At 73.4% G+C, this 16,079-nt stretch carries 15 protein-coding genes; 6 read left to right on the forward strand and 9 right to left on the reverse strand.

Going from position 1 to position 16,079, the window contains the following annotated elements; all coding sequences use genetic code 11:
• Positions 1-10: 10 nt before the first annotated feature.
• A complete protein-coding gene (locus ACSTA4_RS16230) occupies positions 11-412 on the reverse strand; it encodes an ACT domain-containing protein (RefSeq protein WP_444959995.1) in 402 nt (133 codons plus the stop codon).
• A 174-nt stretch (positions 413-586) separates the two neighbouring features.
• Here ACSTA4_RS16230 and ACSTA4_RS16235 point away from each other — a divergent pair, with 174 nt between their 5' ends.
• Together ACSTA4_RS16235 and ACSTA4_RS16240 are read left to right on the forward strand one after the other, a co-directional pair.
• Positions 587-1,468: an aldo/keto reductase gene (locus ACSTA4_RS16235; RefSeq protein WP_444959996.1), complete on the forward strand. Its 882-nt coding sequence runs from the start codon at positions 587-589 to the stop codon at positions 1,466-1,468.
• 308 nt (positions 1,469-1,776) lie between these two features.
• Complete coding sequence (locus ACSTA4_RS16240) at positions 1,777-2,658, forward strand: aldo/keto reductase (RefSeq protein ID WP_444959997.1); 882 nt, start codon at positions 1,777-1,779, stop codon at positions 2,656-2,658.
• A 99-nt stretch (positions 2,659-2,757) separates the two neighbouring features.
• Here ACSTA4_RS16240 and ACSTA4_RS16245 read toward each other — a convergent pair whose 3' ends face one another.
• Positions 2,758-3,279 carry a GNAT family N-acetyltransferase gene (locus ACSTA4_RS16245; RefSeq protein ID WP_444959998.1) on the reverse strand — a complete coding sequence of 174 codons (522 nt, stop codon included), beginning with the start codon at positions 3,277-3,279 and terminating at the stop codon, positions 2,758-2,760.
• A gap of 451 nt (positions 3,280-3,730) precedes the next feature.
• Between ACSTA4_RS16245 and ACSTA4_RS16250 the strand changes: the two genes are divergently transcribed.
• Positions 3,731-5,566, forward strand: a complete 1,836-nt coding sequence (locus ACSTA4_RS16250; protein WP_444959999.1) for a glycoside hydrolase family 13 protein — start codon at positions 3,731-3,733, stop codon at positions 5,564-5,566.
• Positions 5,567-5,840: 274 nt separating this feature from the next.
• On the opposite strand, the gene ACSTA4_RS16255 is transcribed toward ACSTA4_RS16250, so the two are convergent.
• Complete coding sequence (locus ACSTA4_RS16255) at positions 5,841-6,599, reverse strand: thioesterase II family protein (protein ID WP_444960000.1); 759 nt, start codon at positions 6,597-6,599, stop codon at positions 5,841-5,843.
• Between the two features lie 272 nt (positions 6,600-6,871).
• Here ACSTA4_RS16255 and ACSTA4_RS16260 point away from each other — a divergent pair, with 272 nt between their 5' ends.
• Positions 6,872-8,089, forward strand: coding sequence for an MFS transporter (locus tag ACSTA4_RS16260; RefSeq protein WP_444960001.1), 1,218 nt, complete (start codon positions 6,872-6,874; stop codon positions 8,087-8,089).
• Between the two features lie 75 nt (positions 8,090-8,164).
• Here the strand turns inward: ACSTA4_RS16260 and ACSTA4_RS16265 are convergent, their stop codons facing one another.
• Complete coding sequence (locus tag ACSTA4_RS16265) at positions 8,165-8,458, reverse strand: hypothetical protein (protein ID WP_444964196.1); 294 nt, start codon at positions 8,456-8,458, stop codon at positions 8,165-8,167.
• A gap of 58 nt (positions 8,459-8,516) precedes the next feature.
• On the opposite strand from ACSTA4_RS16265, the gene ACSTA4_RS16270 reads away from it, so the two are divergent.
• Positions 8,517-9,152: a hypothetical protein gene (locus ACSTA4_RS16270; RefSeq protein WP_248774599.1), complete on the forward strand. Its 636-nt coding sequence runs from the start codon at positions 8,517-8,519 to the stop codon at positions 9,150-9,152.
• 32 nt (positions 9,153-9,184) lie between these two features.
• Here ACSTA4_RS16270 and ACSTA4_RS16275 read toward each other — a convergent pair whose 3' ends face one another.
• The 5 genes from ACSTA4_RS16275 to ACSTA4_RS16295 form a co-directional block, all read right to left on the reverse strand.
• Positions 9,185-9,502 (reverse strand): L-rhamnose mutarotase, encoded by a 318-nt coding sequence (locus ACSTA4_RS16275; RefSeq protein ID WP_248770660.1) that lies wholly within the window; start codon positions 9,500-9,502, stop codon positions 9,185-9,187.
• A gap of 246 nt (positions 9,503-9,748) precedes the next feature.
• On the reverse strand, positions 9,749-10,816 hold the full coding sequence (gene rhaS / locus ACSTA4_RS16280) for a rhamnose ABC transporter substrate-binding protein (protein ID WP_444960002.1): 1,068 nt from the start codon (positions 10,814-10,816) through the stop codon (positions 9,749-9,751).
• Positions 10,813-11,934, reverse strand: coding sequence for an ABC transporter permease (locus ACSTA4_RS16285; protein WP_444960003.1), 1,122 nt, complete (start codon positions 11,932-11,934; stop codon positions 10,813-10,815). The genes rhaS and ACSTA4_RS16285 overlap by 4 nt, the downstream gene beginning before the upstream one ends.
• Complete coding sequence (locus ACSTA4_RS16290) at positions 11,918-12,940, reverse strand: ABC transporter permease (RefSeq protein WP_444960004.1); 1,023 nt, start codon at positions 12,938-12,940, stop codon at positions 11,918-11,920. The genes ACSTA4_RS16285 and ACSTA4_RS16290 overlap by 17 nt, the downstream gene beginning before the upstream one ends.
• Positions 12,937-14,454 carry a sugar ABC transporter ATP-binding protein gene (locus ACSTA4_RS16295; protein ID WP_444960005.1) on the reverse strand — a complete coding sequence of 506 codons (1,518 nt, stop codon included), beginning with the start codon at positions 14,452-14,454 and terminating at the stop codon, positions 12,937-12,939. Before ACSTA4_RS16295 ends, ACSTA4_RS16290 begins: the two co-directional genes overlap by 4 nt.
• 260 nt (positions 14,455-14,714) lie before the next feature.
• Between ACSTA4_RS16295 and ACSTA4_RS16300 the strand changes: the two genes are divergently transcribed.
• On the forward strand, positions 14,715-15,764 hold the full coding sequence (locus ACSTA4_RS16300) for a LacI family DNA-binding transcriptional regulator (RefSeq protein ID WP_444960006.1): 1,050 nt from the start codon (positions 14,715-14,717) through the stop codon (positions 15,762-15,764).
• Positions 15,765-16,079: the final 315 nt, after the last annotated feature.

Genomic DNA, 16,079 nt, shown 5'->3' on the forward strand with positions numbered 1-16,079 from the left:
TGGCGTGGGCTCAGCCCTCCTCGGAGCCGAGGAGGGCCCGCAGCACCGCCACCGCCCGCTCCTCCGCCTCCTCGGGGACGAACACGTGGTCGTGGTGGAAGCCGGACACCACGTCGCACGGCAGACCGGCTCCGGTCAGCGCGGCGGCCACCGCCGCCACCAGCGCCGCCGCGCGCGCTCCGGCGGGGGCCTCCAGCGTGATCCAGGCGGCCGCGCCGTCGTAGGGCAGCCCGGCCGCGTCGGCCTCCTCGCGCGGGCACACCACGGTCAGGGCCTCGTCCTCGGCCACCGTGACCACCGGACGCACCCCCTCGGGCAGGGACGCGCGGTCCGGCACGGTGGTGAAGACGTAAGCGCCCGGCCGCGTTCGGACCCGCGTTCCCGACAGCAACCGCTCCAGCTCCCCCGCCACCCGCTTCCCCCTCCCCCGCGTACCCGTGGCGCCTTGCGGGCGCGCGCCGCCTCCTGAGATCCTGCCCGCAACACCGCCGGGGACGCCAATCCGCGCACACGGGGACCGTGCGGCGGCCCTCCCCCAGCCTGGAATTCTGAGCACACGGCCCCAGCGCCGTCCGGAAGGGACACCGTGACCGACCTACACGCCACACCACACATCGCCCGGGAGTCGGGAACCTTCGCCATCGGCGGCGACCTGCCGGTGCACCGCCTGGGCTTCGGGGCGATGCGCATCGTCGGCGAGGGGGTGTGGGGGCCGCCCCGCGACCGCGACGAGGCGCTGTCGGTGCTGCGGCGCGCGGTCGAGCTGGGCGTGAACTTCATCGACACCGCGGACTCCTACGGTCCCCAGATCAGCGAGCAGCTGATCCGCGAGGCGCTCTACCCCTACACCGACGACCTGGTCATCGGCACCAAGGCGGGTTTCGCGCGCACCGGCCCGGCGCAGTGGCACAGACTGGGCCGCCCCGAGTACCTCAAGCAGCAGGTGGAGCTGAGCCTGCGCAACCTGGGGCTGGAGAGAATCGACCTGCTCCAGCTGCACCGGATCGACCCCGAGGTGCCGCTGGCCGACCAACTGGGCGCCCTGGTGGAGCTGCGCGAACAGGGCAAGGTCCGCCACATCGGGCTGAGCGAGGTGACGGTGGACGAACTGTCCGCCGCCCGCGCGATCACGCCGGTGGCGTCGGTGCAGAACCAGTACGCGCCGTCGTTCCGCCAGTCCGAGGACGTGCTGGAACAGTGCGAGAAGGACGGGACGGCCTTCCTGCCCTGGGCGCCGGTCGGGCGCGGCGAGCTGGCGGGGCCGGGTTCCCCGCTGACCGCGATGGCGGCGGAACACGGGGTGACCCCGGTGCAGCTGTCCCTGGCCTGGCTCCTGCACCGCTCGCCGGTCATGCTGCCGATCCCGGGCACGTCGCGGGTGGCGCACCTGGAGGAGAACACGGCCGCCGCCGCGGTGCGGCTGACCGGGGCCGAGACCGAGCGCATCAGCCAGTACCTGGGCACCTGATCCGGGCTGCGCCGGAACCGTGTCGCGGACCCCGGGTGCGCGGGGCCCACGGGGTCCGCGGCGGGGTCCGCGCGCGCCGGGCGCGCGGCGGTGGCCGCCGGGCAAAAGCACCGTTGGCGGACTACCTCCCCCACGGGTGCCGCGCGGAGTCAGGATCGGGCTCCGACGCGCCCCGTGGTTGCTTGCGACGGGTCCCACCTGCTGAGATTCTTCCCGGGACACCGCCGGAGGCCCGGTCTCGCGCGTCGCCGCCCGGGTTCCGCCCCGGCTCCGCATGTTCGGCCCAGCGCCGTCCGGAAGGAACCCTCGTGACCGACGTACACACCACACCGCACAACGCCCGGGAGTCGGGAACCCTCGTGATCGGCGGCGACCTGCCGGTGCACCGCCTGGGCTACGGCTCGATGCAGCTCGTCGGCCCGGGGGCGTGGGGCCCGCCCCGCGACCGCGACGAGGCCCTGGCCGTGCTGCGGCGCGCGGTCGAGCTGGGCGTGAACTTCATCGACACCGCCGACTGCTACGGCCCCCAGATCAGCGAGCAGCTGATCCGCGAGGCGCTGCACCCCTACACCGACGACCTGGTCATCACCACCAAGGTGGGCTTCGCGCTCACCGGGCCGGGTGAGTGGCACCCCCTCGGCCGCCCGGAGTACCTCAAGCAGCAGGCGGAGCTGAGCCTGCGCAACCTCGGCGTGGAGCGGATCGACCTGCTCCAGTTGCACCGGATCGACGCCCGGGTGCCGCTGGCCGAGCAGCTCGGCGCCCTGGTGGAGCTGCGCGAACAGGGCAAGGTCCGCCACATCGGACTGGCCGGGGTGACCCTGGAGCAGCTCTCGGCGGCCCGCGCGATCACGCCGGTGGCGTCAGTGCAGAACTGGTACGGCCCGATCGCGCGCAAGTGCGAGGACGTGCTGGAACAGTGCGAGAGGGACGGAACGGCCTTCCTGCCCTGGGCGCCGCTGGGGCGCGGCGAGCTGGCGGGGCCGGACTCGCCGCTGGCCCCGCTGGCCGCCGAGCACGGGGTCACCCCGGCGCAGCTGGCGCTGGCGTGGCTGCTGCACCACTCGCCGGTGATGCTGCCGATCCCGGGCACGTCGCGGGTGGCGCACCTGGAGGAGAACACGGCCGCCGCCGAGATCAGGCTGTCGGAGTCCGAGACCGAGCGCATCGCCAAGTTCCTGGACGGCTGAGCCCGTGGACGCGTGCGGCCCCGCCGGGAGACCGGCGGGGCCGCGCGTGTTCGGGGCGTCCGCTGCCGCACGGGGTCGGCGGCGGACCGTTCGTCCCGTTCAGCTCGGACGCATGCGAAACACCTGGAGGCGCATGTCGTAGTACTTCTCGGTCTCGCCGACCCACTCCATGCCCAGTCTGCGCGCCACGGCCATCGCCCGCTCGTTGTTGGGGCGCGCGACCGCGAAGACCTCCTCGATGCCCTGTTTGAACGCCCACGAGATGATGGCCTGGCTGGCCTCGGTGGCGTAACCCTGGCCCCACACGTCGGGGCGCAGCACCCAGGACAGTTCGAAGTCCTCCTCGAAGGGCGGCAGGAGCTTGAGCGAGAGCCCTCCCACGAGCTGGCCGTCCTCCTCGCGGACGATGGCCCAGCGTCCCGCGGGCGGGATCAGGTTGGGCCCCGCCTCGACCCAGGCGTGCAGAACCAGGCGCATCGCGTCGGTGTCGTGCACCGGATGCCATTCCGGCGTCAGCCAGTGCGCGACCTCGTCGGCCCCGTAGATGCGCAGGGCCTCCTCGGCGTCGTCCAGCTGCCACTCCCGGATGAGGAGTCGGTCGGTCGGCAACTCAAGGCTCATGTCACCACCGTAACCCGCGACAAACCACCACGACAGGGGGGAAGGGCAACAGACTCGGCATCCGGCCGGAGGGGCGTGCCCGGGGCCGCCGCCCCGGCCCCGGCCGCGGCCCCGGGCACCGGGCCCGCGAACAGGCCGTGAACCGGTCCGTCACGACCCCTTTACACCGCGTATCACGGCCGTTAGGGTGTCCAGCACGCCTGGGAGCGCTCCCAGACATGCGGTCGCGCAGGGAACCCGTCGGCCCGCCCGCGGAGCCGCGCCCGACCCCCTCGGACCGAACGCGCGGCACACCGACGGGGAACAGCGCGCGACGAAGGACCCGGGCTGGTGCAAAAGGATTCGCGACGCCCGACTCCCGTTGCGATACTGATCAGTCCGGACCGGACCCCGCCGCCCGCGCGGCGGGGTCCGCTCACGTGTCAGCACCCCGCAGCCCAGGAGCCGCCCCATGAAGTTCGCCCGCGACCCCCACCACGACGGATCCCCCGACCACATCAGCGTCGGGGAGGGCCGGGCGAGGCTGCGCGTGCGCGTGCCCGGGGACGCGGACGCGGTCTACGCGCGCGTGGTGGAGGACGGCGAGGCCGTCACCTTCCGTGCCGAGAGGACGCACGCGTCGGACGGAGCCGTCTGGTTCGAGGCGGGCGTGCCGCTGCGCCCGGTGGTGACCAACTACCGGTTCGCGATCGTGCGCGGCACCGAGTACACCTGGCTCAACCAGGAGGGCGTCCACGGGCACGAGGTGACCGACGCGGCGGACTTCCGGCTGATCGACGGTCCCCCGCCGCCCTCGTGGGTCACGGGCACGAGCGTCTACCAGATCTTCCCGGACCGCTTCGCCCGCGACGATGACTCCGTCGAACCCCTGGCCGAGCACCCCGACTGGGCGCTGCCCCGCTCCTGGGACGACGAGCCCTCCGCCTTCGGGCTGACCGCGACCCGCGAGTACTTCGGCGGCACGCTCGACGGGGTCCGCCGCCGCCTGGACCACCTGGCCGCGCTGGGCGTGGAGGTGGTCTACCTGACGCCCGTCTTCCCGGCGCGCTCCACGCACCGCTACGACGCCGCCACCTTCTCCGAGGTGGATCCGCTGCTGGGCGGCGACCGGGCCCTGCGGGAGCTGGCGCGGGCCGCGCACGAACGCGGCATGCGGGTGATGGGCGACCTGACCACCAACCACACCGGGGACGCCCACGAGTGGTTCCTGGCCGCGCGGGCCGACGCGGACTCCGCCGAGGCGGGGTTCTACCACTTCACCGACCACCCGGACGGCTACGTGGGCTGGCTGGGGGTGCCCAGCCTGCCCAAGCTGGACTACTCCTCGGCCGAGCTGCGGCGCCGGGTCTACGGCGCCGACGACTCGGTGCTCGTGGGCTGGTTGACCGGGCCGGACGCGCTGGACGGCTGGCGTATCGACGTGGCCAACATGACCGGGCGCAACGGCGCGCAGGACCTCAACCGCGAGGTCTCCGGCGAGATCGCGGCACGGATGCGCGAGGTGGACGAGCGGCGGGGCGGCGACGGTTCGTGGCTGCTGGCCGAGCACTTCCACGACGCGGGCCCCGACACACACCACGACGGGTGGCACGGGGTGATGAACTACGCCGGGTTCACCCGGCCGGTGTGGACGTGGCTGAACACCGGGCCCGAGCACGTGCGCTACCTGCGCACGGACTCGCCGCTGCCGCGCGGCGGCGCCGAACAGGCGGTGCGGGCGATGCGGGCGGCCAACGCCGGGCTGCCGTGGCGGGTGCTGACGCACAGCGTGAACGCGCTGAGCACGCACGACTCGACGCGCTTTCGGACCGTGGTGGGCGGCGACGCCGACCGGCACGAGGTCGGGGTGGCGGCGCAGGTGACGCTGCCCGGCGTGCCGTTCGTGTTCGCGGGCGACGAGATCGGCATGGAGGGCGTGGACGGGGAGAACGCGCGCAGGCCCATGCCCTGGCACCGGCCCGAGGCGTGGGACACGGGGACGATGGAGGCGCACTCCCGGCTGCTGGCCCTGCGCCGGGAGCTGCCCGCGCTCCAGACCGGTGGCCTGCGCTGGTTGGACGCGGGGCCGCACCACATGACGTTCCTGCGCTCGCTCGGCGGCCGGACGGTGCTGGTGCACCTGGCCGACGGCCCGCACGAGGCTCTGTCGGCGGCCCTGACCGACCTGGACGTCTCGGGCCTGGAGGTACTCGCCCGGGGCGGCGCGGCGTGGGCGGTCGTGGAGGGCGCGGAGCGGGTGGAGCTGGCGGCGGACGGGCCCGGCTACGTCATCGCGGCCGGGAGCTGACGCCCCGGGCCGGGGCGGCGTGACGGGTTTCCGCGCCGCCCCGGCAGGAACGGAGGTGACTAGGTCGTGTTCCTCGGATCATTTCGGTCCCGCCCGTCGCCCTCCACCACCCTCAACGGAGAGCCTCCGGCTCCGGTACTTCCGCGAGCACCGGGCTGCCTCTCGCTGCGCCGATTTCGCTTGAAAAGCCAGCCAGGCTGATCTGCGCGAACCGTCTTGCGAGAGATTGCCCGGACGGCCGCTCGCTGATCCGAAAGCCTCCGCGGAACACTCCCTAGAGGTCCTGGGGCAGGGCGGCCCGGACGTCCTTGACGATGCGGGTGACCACGTCGCCGGTCCGGCCGACGAAGTAGAAGTGCTCGCCGGGCAGGATGTGGCGCTCCACCGGGCCCGAAGCGCGGCCGTCCCAGGCGGCGAGGCGTTCGGGCGTGACGCCGGGGTCGTCCCGGCCGCCGAAGACCGACAGCGGCGTCCGCAGCGGCGGGACGTCCGGGTCCGGGCGCCAGGTGTCGACGAGTTCGAGGTCGGCACGGATCAGCGGCTCCACGAGCTTCCACTGCTCGGGGTCGTCCAGGGAACCGGCGGCGGTCCCGCCCATGCGGGCGATGGCCCGGCGCAGCCGCTCGGAGGACAGCAGGTGCCGGGGATCGTCGTGCTCGGGCCCCGGCGCCGGACTCCACGCCGACACCCCGAGCCAGGCGGGGTCGGCGGGGCCGTCGGCAGCCAGCAGGGCGGTCAGTTCGTGCGCCAGGAGCGCGCCCATGCTGTGGCCGAAGAACCCGAAGGGGCGGTCCAGTTCGGGGGTCAGGCGCGCGAGCAGGTGGCGGGCGAGTTCTCCGGCGTCGCGGAAGGGCTCCTCCTGCGCCGCCCGGCCGCGTCCGGGCGCCTCGACCAGGCACACCTCCCAGTCGGCCGGGAAGTGGCGCACCCAGGGCCGGTAGCCCAGGGAGGACCCGCCCGCGTGGTGCAGCAGGAAGATCCGGAAGCCTGCCCGGGGAACGGGTCGGGGCCGGATGAGGACGCCCTCGTGCACTGCCTTTTTCCTCGCTGTCCGTGTCCGGGTGCGGCCGTTCGGCCACCGCAACAGAGCAAAACTACCAGTCGGTAGTACCAGCCGGTAACAACAGTCCCGTTCCGGGTGCGCGCGCCCCGGGCTGGAACACGACCCGCTACCCGTGGAACGCGCCGGAACACCCGGCCCCTCCTCCGTCGGGGAACCGCCTCCGTCCCGCGGCGGCCGAAAAACCACTCGCCGGACCGCGGGGGCCACCGGCACACTGGGGGCTTTCCCCCGAGGAGGCCCCGATGGGTGCGCGTGCGCTGCCCCCGACCCTGCGCCACCGGGGGTTCCGCCTCCTCCTCACGGGCAGGGGCGCCGGCGAACTCGGCTCGGCGATGCTGCCCGTGGCCATGGTCGGCCTGGTGCTGGACGGACACGGGCCGCTGCTCCTGGGCCTGGTCCTGGGCGCGCGCGGCGTGGCGGGCTCCCTGTGCACCCTGCTGTCGGGCGCACTGGTGAGCAGGGTCCGCAAGTCCACCGCCCTGGCCGCGGGCGACCTGGCCCAGTGCGCGGTCATGCTCGGCTTCGCGCTGGGCCCCGACTCAGCCGCCTGGTTCGTGTGTCTGGCGGCGGCCAGCGGCGCGGCCGGTTCGGTCAGCGAACCCGCCGCCGGATCGATCGTGCCGCTGCTGGTCCCCGGCGACCGGCTGCGCGAGGCCAACGCCCTGCGCAACGTCGTGGGACGCGCCATGGGCGTGACCGGCCCCGCCGTGGCCGGGGTGCTGCTCGCCGCCCTGGAGGCGCGGGCGGTGTTCGCGCTGGTCGCCGCCGCCTTCGCGGTGGGCGGCGCCGTGCTGCCGCTGGTGCGCGAGGCGGCGCCGTCCGCCGAGCGCTCCGGGGCCACGATGGGCGCGAACTTCCGGGCGGGGCTGCGCGAGGTGGTGCGGCGGCCCTGGGTGGTGGCGGTCATCGCGGTGGCCACCGTGCAGGCACCGGCCACCCTCGCCCCGGGGTTCACCCTGCTGCCGATCGTGGTCGCCGACTCCTACGCCGAACCCGTCTACGGGCTGGCGCTGTCGTGCATGTCGGCGGGCCAGCTCCTGGGCGGGGTCGTCGCCGCCCGCTGGAACCCGGCGCGCCCCGGCCTGGTCTCCCTGGCGGGCGTGCTCGTCTACCCGCTGGTCCTGCTGGGCCTGGCCGCGACCGTGCCCGCCTGGCTGCTGCTGACCGGCTACGCCGCCACCGGCACGGGCTTCATGCTCCTCGGCGTGTACTGGTACACCGCCCTGCAACGGGCGATCCCCCAAGACCTGCTCAGCGTCGTGATCAGCGTCGACGAGGTGGGCAGCTTCGCGCTGGAACCGGTCGGGTACGCGCTGGCCGGGGCCCTGGCCCAGACCGTGGGGCCGCGCCCCGTACTGGTCGGCGCGGCGGCGGTCGGGCTGGTGACCACGCTCGTGCCGCTGGCCGTTCCCGGCGTCTCCCGCCTGGCCGACCCGGACCGACCGGCCGCCGCGCTCTGACGACACACGGGACACACGCTTTCCCAGCCCGCCGCAGGGGGAGGCTCGACGCCGGTCCTCCCCCGCCGGGCCGCCTCAGACCGAGCGGTCGACGCGGCCCCGCAGCAGTCCCAGGGCCGCCGCCGCGGAACGCCGCACCCCCGCGGCCAGCCCGGTCAGCCGACGGCGCCACACGGGCACGCCGAGGTCCTCCCCCGGTTCCACGGCGGTTCCAGTCGTCCCGGCCGCACCGTCCGTCCCGGCGACCTCGGCCCGGGCGACGCGCTCGCGCAACCGGTCCCTGACCTGTTCGGGGGTGTAGGCACGGCGCTGCCGCTGGTCCCGCGCGATCACCGCGCCGGTCGCCGCGACGCCCACGAAAGCGGCCACTCCAAGGGCCTTCCACCAACGCATGTTCCCTAGGCTAGTGGGTGTGGCAGACACGAGCATGTCCCTGAACGAGGCGCTGGAGCTCACCCGGACCGGTGACGTCTGGGTCTTCCGCGGCACGAGCGCGGCCGACCGCGCCATCCAGATCACCACCAACAGCCCGGTCAACCACGTCGGCATGTCCATCGTGGTCGAGGACCTGCCGCCGCTGATGTGGCACGCCGAACTCGGCCGGTCCCTGCCCGACGTGTGGACCGGCAGGCACCAGCGCGGCGTACAGCTGCACGACCTGCGCGACGCCGTCCTGGTGTGGGGCCGCAAGTACGGCCAGCGCGGCTGGCTGCGCCAGCTCGACCCCCTGGCGGACGGCGCGATGGAGGACGCCGCCCTGCGCACGGTCGCCCGGCTCAACGGCACCCCCTTCCCCTCCACCACCCAGATGGCCGCCCGCTGGGCGCGCGGACGCCTGCCCCTGCGCAAGCTTCCCTTCGGGCGGGACGCGCGCGAGCGCGCGCTGGAGACGGCCTACTGCGCCGAGGTGATCGCCCTGACCTACGAGGCCATGGGGCTGCTGCCCCCGGGGCGCCTGCCCGGGTACTACGACCCGGGGCGGTTCTGGAGCGGCGACGACCTGGAACTGGAGGGCGGCGCGTCGCTCGGCGGGGAGATCCGCGTGGACCTGCCCGCCGAGTGACCACGGACGCCTGGCGGGGGGCCGCCCCCCCGTCAGGCGAGGTGGAAGACCTCGGTCAGCGGCACCATGCCCTCGTCGGGGCGGCCGGGCAGGCCCTCGAAGAACGGCGCCATCTCGGCCTGCCAGCGGGCGTTGACCTCGGTCCGGGCCATCGCGGCGCGGGCGGCCTCGAAGTCTTCGGTCTCCAGGTAGCCCACGACCATGCCCTCCTCGGTGCAGAACAGCGAGTAGTTGTGCCAGCCGGTGGCGCTGAGGGCCTCGCGCATCTCCGGCCACACCCGGGCGTGCCGTTCCCGGTACTCGGCGAGGCGTTCCCGGCGGACCTTGAGGATGAAGCAGACGCGCTGCACGGACGTCCTTCCTGTGGGACGGATACGGATAAGGCGCGACAGACCATGACGGTTCTGTGCAAAGCGTTACGTATTGCGGCACGTCGGGCCGGGCGGAGTCGCCCGGGCCCGGTTTCCGTGTGCCGGAGACCCCCGAAGCGGCTCCGCCCCCGCGGGAACGGCTCCAGGACCGGGGACCGCGCCCCGGCCGCGGAGGGCTACCCGTGCCCGGGGCGCCGCCCTTGGGGGCGGCCCCCGGAGACGGGCTCAGAAGTCGAAGTCGTCCACGTTCTCGGCGTCGAAGACCTGCGGCGGGCCGAGCACGATCTCCCCCTCGGTCTCGAACGTGAACTCGCCCAGGCGTCCGGCCGTGAAGGTCTCGCCCTCGGCGCCGGTGATCTGTCCGGCCTTGAGCGCGGCGCCGGTGTACCCGGCCAGGTAGCCCAGGTCCAGCGGGTTCCACAGGGCGAACCGGCTCACGGTGCCGTCGTCCACGAACTCGCGCATCTGGTTGGGCGTGCCCAGGCCGGTCACGGCCACCTCGCCCCGGTACTCGGAGTCGCTGACGTAGCGGGCCGCCGCGGCGATGCCCACGGTGGTCGGCGAGACCACGCCGTCCAGGTCGGGGTGGGACTGCATGAGGCCCTGCATCTCCTGGAAGGACTCCAGGTCGTCGTCGTTGCCGTAGACGGTCTCGACCAGCTCCAGGTCGGCGTACTCCTCCTCGGCCAGCACCTCCTCCATCGCCGCGATCCAGGCGTTCTGGTTGGTGGCGTTGGGAGTGGCCGACAGGACCGCGAAGGTGCCCTCGCCGCCCAGGTCCTCGGCGATCATCTCGACCAGGGTGCGGCCGATGAGCTCGGTGGAGGACTGGTTGACGAACACGTCGGTGCAGTTGGCGTTCGAGTCGTAGCCGACGATGGCCGCGCCGTTGTCGCGGGCCTCGTTGAGCGCGGGGCAGACCGCGTCGGGGTCGTTGGCGGCGATCACGATGACGTCGCTGCCCGCCTGGCTGGCCGCGTTGACGTACTCCACCTGGGAGTCGGCCGTGGCCTCGGTGCCCCCGCGCTCGGTGGCCGTGCCGCCGACCTCCTCGACGGCCTCGGTACCGCCCTGGTTGACGATCTCGAAGAAGGGGTTGTTGAGCTGTTTGGGCAGGAAGTCGATCTGCAGGCCCTCGGGGATCTGCGCGTCGGGGTCGGCGGTGCCGGTCGGCCCGGCCTGGTTCTCCTCCTGGGCGTCCTCGATGGTGGTGCCCCCGCCGCAGGCGGCGGTCGTCAGCACCGCGAACGCGGACGCGGCCAGGAGCAGGTGGCGTGGGCGGCCCTGGGTCATGAGTGTTCTCCCTTGGTGGGGGCGGACGCGGCGGACGGTGCCGCGGCCGGGGGTGAGGAGGGGCTGGGTCCGGACGCGCGTCCGGCGCGCAGCCGGGCCACGAGGTTGGGGGTGACGACGGAGGCGATGAGGATGAGGCCGGTGACGATCTGGAGGACCTCGCTGCTGATGCCGAACAGCTGGAGGGCGTTGCGGACGGCGCCCAGCAGCACGACGCCGCTCAGCACGCCCAGGATCGAACCGACCCCGCCGAAGATGGACACCCCGCCGAGCAGGACCGCGGCCACGACCTGGAGTTCGAGGCCGAGGGCGGTGTCGGCGCGGGAGGTGCCGTACTGCAGGGTCCAGAAGACCCCGGCCCCGGAGGCCACCGCACCGCTGAGCGTGAACAGCCAGAACTTGGTCCAGCGCACCGGTACCCCGGTGAAGCGGGCGGCCTCGTCGTTGTTGCCGATGTCGAACAGCGAGCGGCCGACGGCGGTGGCGTGCAGCAGCACCCCGAACAGCACTGCCAGGACCAGGACCGCCACGGCGATCCACGGCAGGCCCTCGATGCCCAGGAAGGGCGCCCGGGCGCCGCTGACCCAGCTCTGGGGGTAGCTGGCCACGGCGCGGTCGCCGAGCAGCACGTAGGCCAGGCCCCGGTACAGGGCCATGGTGCCGATGGTCACGGCCAGGGACGGCAGTCCGCACACCGTGACCAGGAACCCGTTGAGGGCGCCCAGCAGCGCACCCACGGCCAGGCAGATCCACAGGGCCGTCTCGATGGCGACCCCGGCCTCCCACAGCACGCCCAGGGTGGCGCTGGTCAGCGCCAGGGTGCTGGCCACCGACAGGTCGATCTCGCCGGTGATGACGATGAGCGTCATCGGCAGGGCCATCAGGGCGATGGCGGCCACGCTCAGCACCAGGAAGTCGACGTTGCGCGCGGTGGCGAACATGTCCACGAACAGTCCGGCGGCCAGCAGGGTGACCACGAGCGCGCCCACCACGGGCGCCTCGCGGGCCGAGAGCAGCGACCGGATCCGGCCGGGGCCGCCGGGTCCCCGCGCCGGGGCGCCCTCGGGCGCCCGGTCGGGGGCGGGGGCGGTGACGGTGCGTTCAGGCGCCACGGGCACCTCCTCCTCGAAGCCTGCGCGCGGTACGCACCGCGAGCAGCCGGTCCAGGCCGATGGCGGCCAGGATGAGCGCGCCCACCACCGCCTGGTGCCAGAACTGGTCGACCTGCCAGATGGGCAGGGCGGCGGTGATGGTGGTGAGCAGGACGGCGCCGAGCGCGGCCCCGTAGACGGTGCCCACGCCGCCCGCGATGGCCACGCCGCCGACCACGGCCGCGGCGACGACCTGGAGTTCCATGCCGGTGCCCACGGTGGAGTCGACGGTGCCGTAGCGGGCGGCGAAGAGCACCCCGGCCAGCCCGGCCAGGGCCCCGTTGGCGGCGAAGGCCCAGGTGACGCGGCGCGAGGCGGGGATGCCCGAGAGCCGGGCGGCGTCGGCGTCGGAGCCGATGGCGTACAGCTCTCGGCCCGAGCGGTAGCTGGCGAGGTAGAAGCCCACGACGGCGACCACGACGATGGCGACCGCGGCGGGCAGGGGCACCCCCAGGACGCCGAAGCGGCCCAGGAGCAGGAAGGAGTCGGGCATGTCGTGGGCGTTGACCTGCTCGCCCCCGGCCCACCAGTGGTTGAGGCCGCGGTAGGCGTACAGGGTGCCCAGGGTGACGACCAGGGCGGGCACCCGCACGGTGGTGACCAGCAGTCCGTTGAGCAGTCCCGCGACCAGGCCGATGCCGACCCCGGCGAGCATCGCGACGGGCACGGGCAGGCCGGGGAAGGTCACGAACAGCAGGCCGGTGCCGAAGGCCGACAGGCCCATGACCGAGCCGACCGAGAGGTCGACGTTCCTGGTGATGAGGACCAGGGCCTGGCCGACGGCGAGGACGGACAGGACGGTGGCGCCCAGGAACAGGTCGCGCACGCCCTGGCTGGACAGGAAGCCGGGGTTGTACAGCCAGGTGGCGGCCACGAGGACCACCACGGCCAGGAGCACGCCGAGTTCACGGAACTGGAGCCTGCGGCGCGCGGCGGGGACGGAGGCGGGGGCGGTACTGACCGTGTTCGTCATGCGGCCTCGCTCGGTCGCTGTCCGGTGGCCGCGTACATGACCGACTCCTCGTCGGCCTCCCCGCGGTCCAGGTGGGCGGTGACCCGGCCCTCGTGCATGACCAGGACCCGGTCGGCCATGCCCAGCACCTCGGGGAGTTCGCTGGAGACCATGACGATGGCCAGTCCCCGGCCCGCGAGGGTGGACAGCAGGCGGTGGACCTCGGCTTTGGTGCCCACGTCGATGCCGCGTGTGGGCTCGTCCACGAAGAGCACGCGGGGTTCGGTGGACAGCCACTTGGCCAGGACGACTTTCTGCTGGTTGCCGCCGGAGAGGGTGGAGACGGGGTCGGTGAGGCGGCCGAACCTCAGGTTCAGGCGCTCGCCCCACTCGCGGGCGGAGTCGCGTTCGGCGCGGGGGCGCAGCAGGCCCAGGCGGCTGAGCGGTCGGCGGCGGGTGGCGGTGGCGTTGCGCTCGATGGAGGACTCCATGACCAGGCCCTGCTGGCGGCGGTCCTCGGGGACCAGGGCCAGTCCGGCGGCCATGGCGGCCCGGGGCCGCCCCGGAGCCAGCGGCCTGCCCTCCACCCGCACGGCGCCCGCGTCGTAGCGGTCCACTCCGAACACGGCGCGGACGACCTCGCTGCGTCCGGCTCCGACCAGTCCGGCCAGGGCGACGATCTCCCCGGCGCGCACCGAGAAGGACACGTCGGCGAACACGCCGTGGCGGGTCAGGCCGTCGACCTCCAGCAGGACCTCGCCGCGCTCGGCCTCCTCCTTGGGGTAGAGGCTGCTGACCTCGCGGCCGACCATGCGGCGCACGACGGTGTCCACGTCCAGGTCGCCGGTGGGGTCACAGGAGACGAACGCGCCGTCGCGGACGACGGTGACGCGGTCGCACAGGGCGAAGACCTCGTCGAAGCGGTGGGAGATGAACAGCAGGGCCGCGCCGGAGTCGCGCAGGGTGCGGGCGACGGTGAACAGGCGCTCGGCCTCCACGCCGGACAGGGCGGCGGTGGGCTCGTCCATGACCAGGACCCGCGCCTGGCGGGTGAGGGCCTTGGCGATCTCCACGATCTGTTGGTCGGCGATGGACAGCCCCCGGGCGGGGCGGTCGGGGTCCATGTCCACGCCCAGGCGCGCGAAGACCTCCCGGGTGTCGCGGCGCATGCGGCCGCGGTCGATGGTGCGCATGCGGGTGCGGGGCTGGCGGCCGACGAAGATGTTCTCGGCCACCGTCAGGTCGGGGAACAGGGTGGGTTCCTGGTAGATGACGGCGACCCCGGCGCGCTGGGCGTCCGCGGGCGCGGCGAACTCCGTGGGGCGGCCGTCCACGAGCACCTGCCCGCCGTCCGGTCGGTGCACCCCGGCGATGGTCTTGACCAGGGTGGACTTGCCCGCCCCGTTCTCGCCCACCAGTGCGTGGATCTCTCCGGAGCGCAGTTCCAGGGACAGTCCCCGCAGGGCCCTGACGCTCCCGAAGGACTTGGTGACGTCGACCAGGACGAGGGGTGGAGGGACCTCTGCTGGGTCCACGTGCGCCCTCCTTCTCTTTGCCATGCCTGGCAAAAACGTTTTAATATGAAGTGGATGTTAAGTGCCCCACATCACACCGTCAAGAGGATCACCCGAGAATTCGCAGGTCTCACCCGGATAACGGCTTCCCTGCCGGTAAGCCCTTTCCAGTAAACGCGAGGCCAGGGAGGACCCGCCACGGACAACGGATTGACACGTTTCAATCGGGGTGTGAGTACGATGCTTCGCATCGCCCTCCGCACACGCACGGGAGAAGCCCCTTGTCCACCAGGTCCCCCAACGCACGCCGCGGCGTGGGTATCACCGAGGTCGCCCGGCGCGCCGGGGTCTCGCCCGGAACCGTGTCCAACGTGCTCAACCGCCCCGAGCGCGTCGCCGAGGCCACCCGTCTGCGGGTCGAGGCGGCCATCACCGAACTCGACTACGTGCGCAACTCCTCCGGCAGCAGCCTGCGCTCGGGCCGCAGCGAGTCCGTGGGGCTGCTCGTGCTGGACGTGACCAACCCGTTCTTCACCGAGGTCGCACGGGGCGTGGAGGACGAGGCGGCCGGGTCCGGACTCGCCGTGGTGCTGCTCAACTCCGCCGAGAAGCGCGAGCGCCAGCAGCGCAACGTGCGCCTGCTGGCCGAACAGCGCGCGGCCGGGGCCGTGGTGATGCCCGTGGACGACGACCTGTCGGATCTTCTGTGGCTGAGCCGCCAGGGGACCTTCTGGGTGGCCCTGGACCGGGGCGACGTCGCCGAGGACGTGGGGTGCAGCGTCAGCGTGGACAACCACGCGGGCGGGATGGCGGCCGGGAGGCACCTCATCGGGCTGGGGCACGAGACGGTGACCTTCCTGACCGGGCCGTTCGCCATCGAGCAGGTGCGCAGGCGGCACGAGGGGCTGCGCGACGCCTTCGCCGAGGCCGGGCTGGACCCGGACGCCCGCGTGCGGGTGGTCGAGCAGCCTTTGCTCAACCCCGAGCAGGGCGAGCGGGCGGTGGACGCGATCCTGAGCGGGGGACCGCGGCAGCGCCCCCAGGCCGTGTTCTGCGCCAACGACCAACTGGCGCTCGGTGTGATGAAGGGCCTGGGCCAGCGGGGTCTGCGGGTACCCGAGGACATGTCGGTGGTGGGCTACGACAACGTGGACTTCGCCGACCTGGTGCACCCGGGGCTGACCACGGTGGCCCAGCCCAAGTACGAACTGGGCCGGGCGGCGATGCGCCTGCTGGAGTCGGAGCTGAACCACGGCGAGCACGTCCACGAGCGGGTGCTGTTCACACCGGAGCTGGTGGTGCGGGGTTCGACGGCGGTGTACCGCCCCTGACCTGCGGTTGGCGTAAAGCGCGCGGCGGCGCGCCGCAAGGGAGCGAGCCCTTCGCGAAGCCAAACCACCCGCCCGCAGAGCCCAGGCTGGCGGCGTGCCGTAGGGGGTTGGGGTGGCATGTGTGGTGGCCGTTCACCCGTGGGGGTTGGCGTAGAGCGTGCCGGTGACGGCGGCCACGCACCCGTAGGGTGTGCGCGTTCCAGGTCAGCCCCTGGGGGGTGGGTGGTCGTGGTGGGTTCTGGCTCCAAGGTTCAGTATTGGGGGCGGGGACCGACTGAGAGCAAGTTCGCCCAGCGAACTTGCCGAAGGAGATCC

It is taken from the genome of Nocardiopsis sp. M1B1, assembly GCF_052466615.1.

Excerpts from the sequence above, each read along its gene's own strand:
- ACSTA4_RS16260 (WP_444960001.1), top strand. The coding sequence starts at position 6,872 with ATGGGTGCGCGTGCGCTGCCCCCGACCCTGCGCCACCGGGGGTTCCGC.
- ACSTA4_RS16245 (WP_444959998.1), bottom strand. The coding sequence starts at position 3,279 with ATGAGCCTTGAGTTGCCGACCGACCGACTCCTCATCCGGGAGTGGCAG.
- ACSTA4_RS16270 (WP_248774599.1), top strand. The coding sequence starts at position 8,517 with ATGTCCCTGAACGAGGCGCTGGAGCTCACCCGGACCGGTGACGTCTGG.
- rhaS (WP_444960002.1), bottom strand. The coding sequence starts at position 10,816 with ATGACCCAGGGCCGCCCACGCCACCTGCTCCTGGCCGCGTCCGCGTTC.
- ACSTA4_RS16250 (WP_444959999.1), top strand. The coding sequence starts at position 3,731 with ATGAAGTTCGCCCGCGACCCCCACCACGACGGATCCCCCGACCACATC.
- ACSTA4_RS16290 (WP_444960004.1), bottom strand. The coding sequence starts at position 12,940 with ATGACGAACACGGTCAGTACCGCCCCCGCCTCCGTCCCCGCCGCGCGC.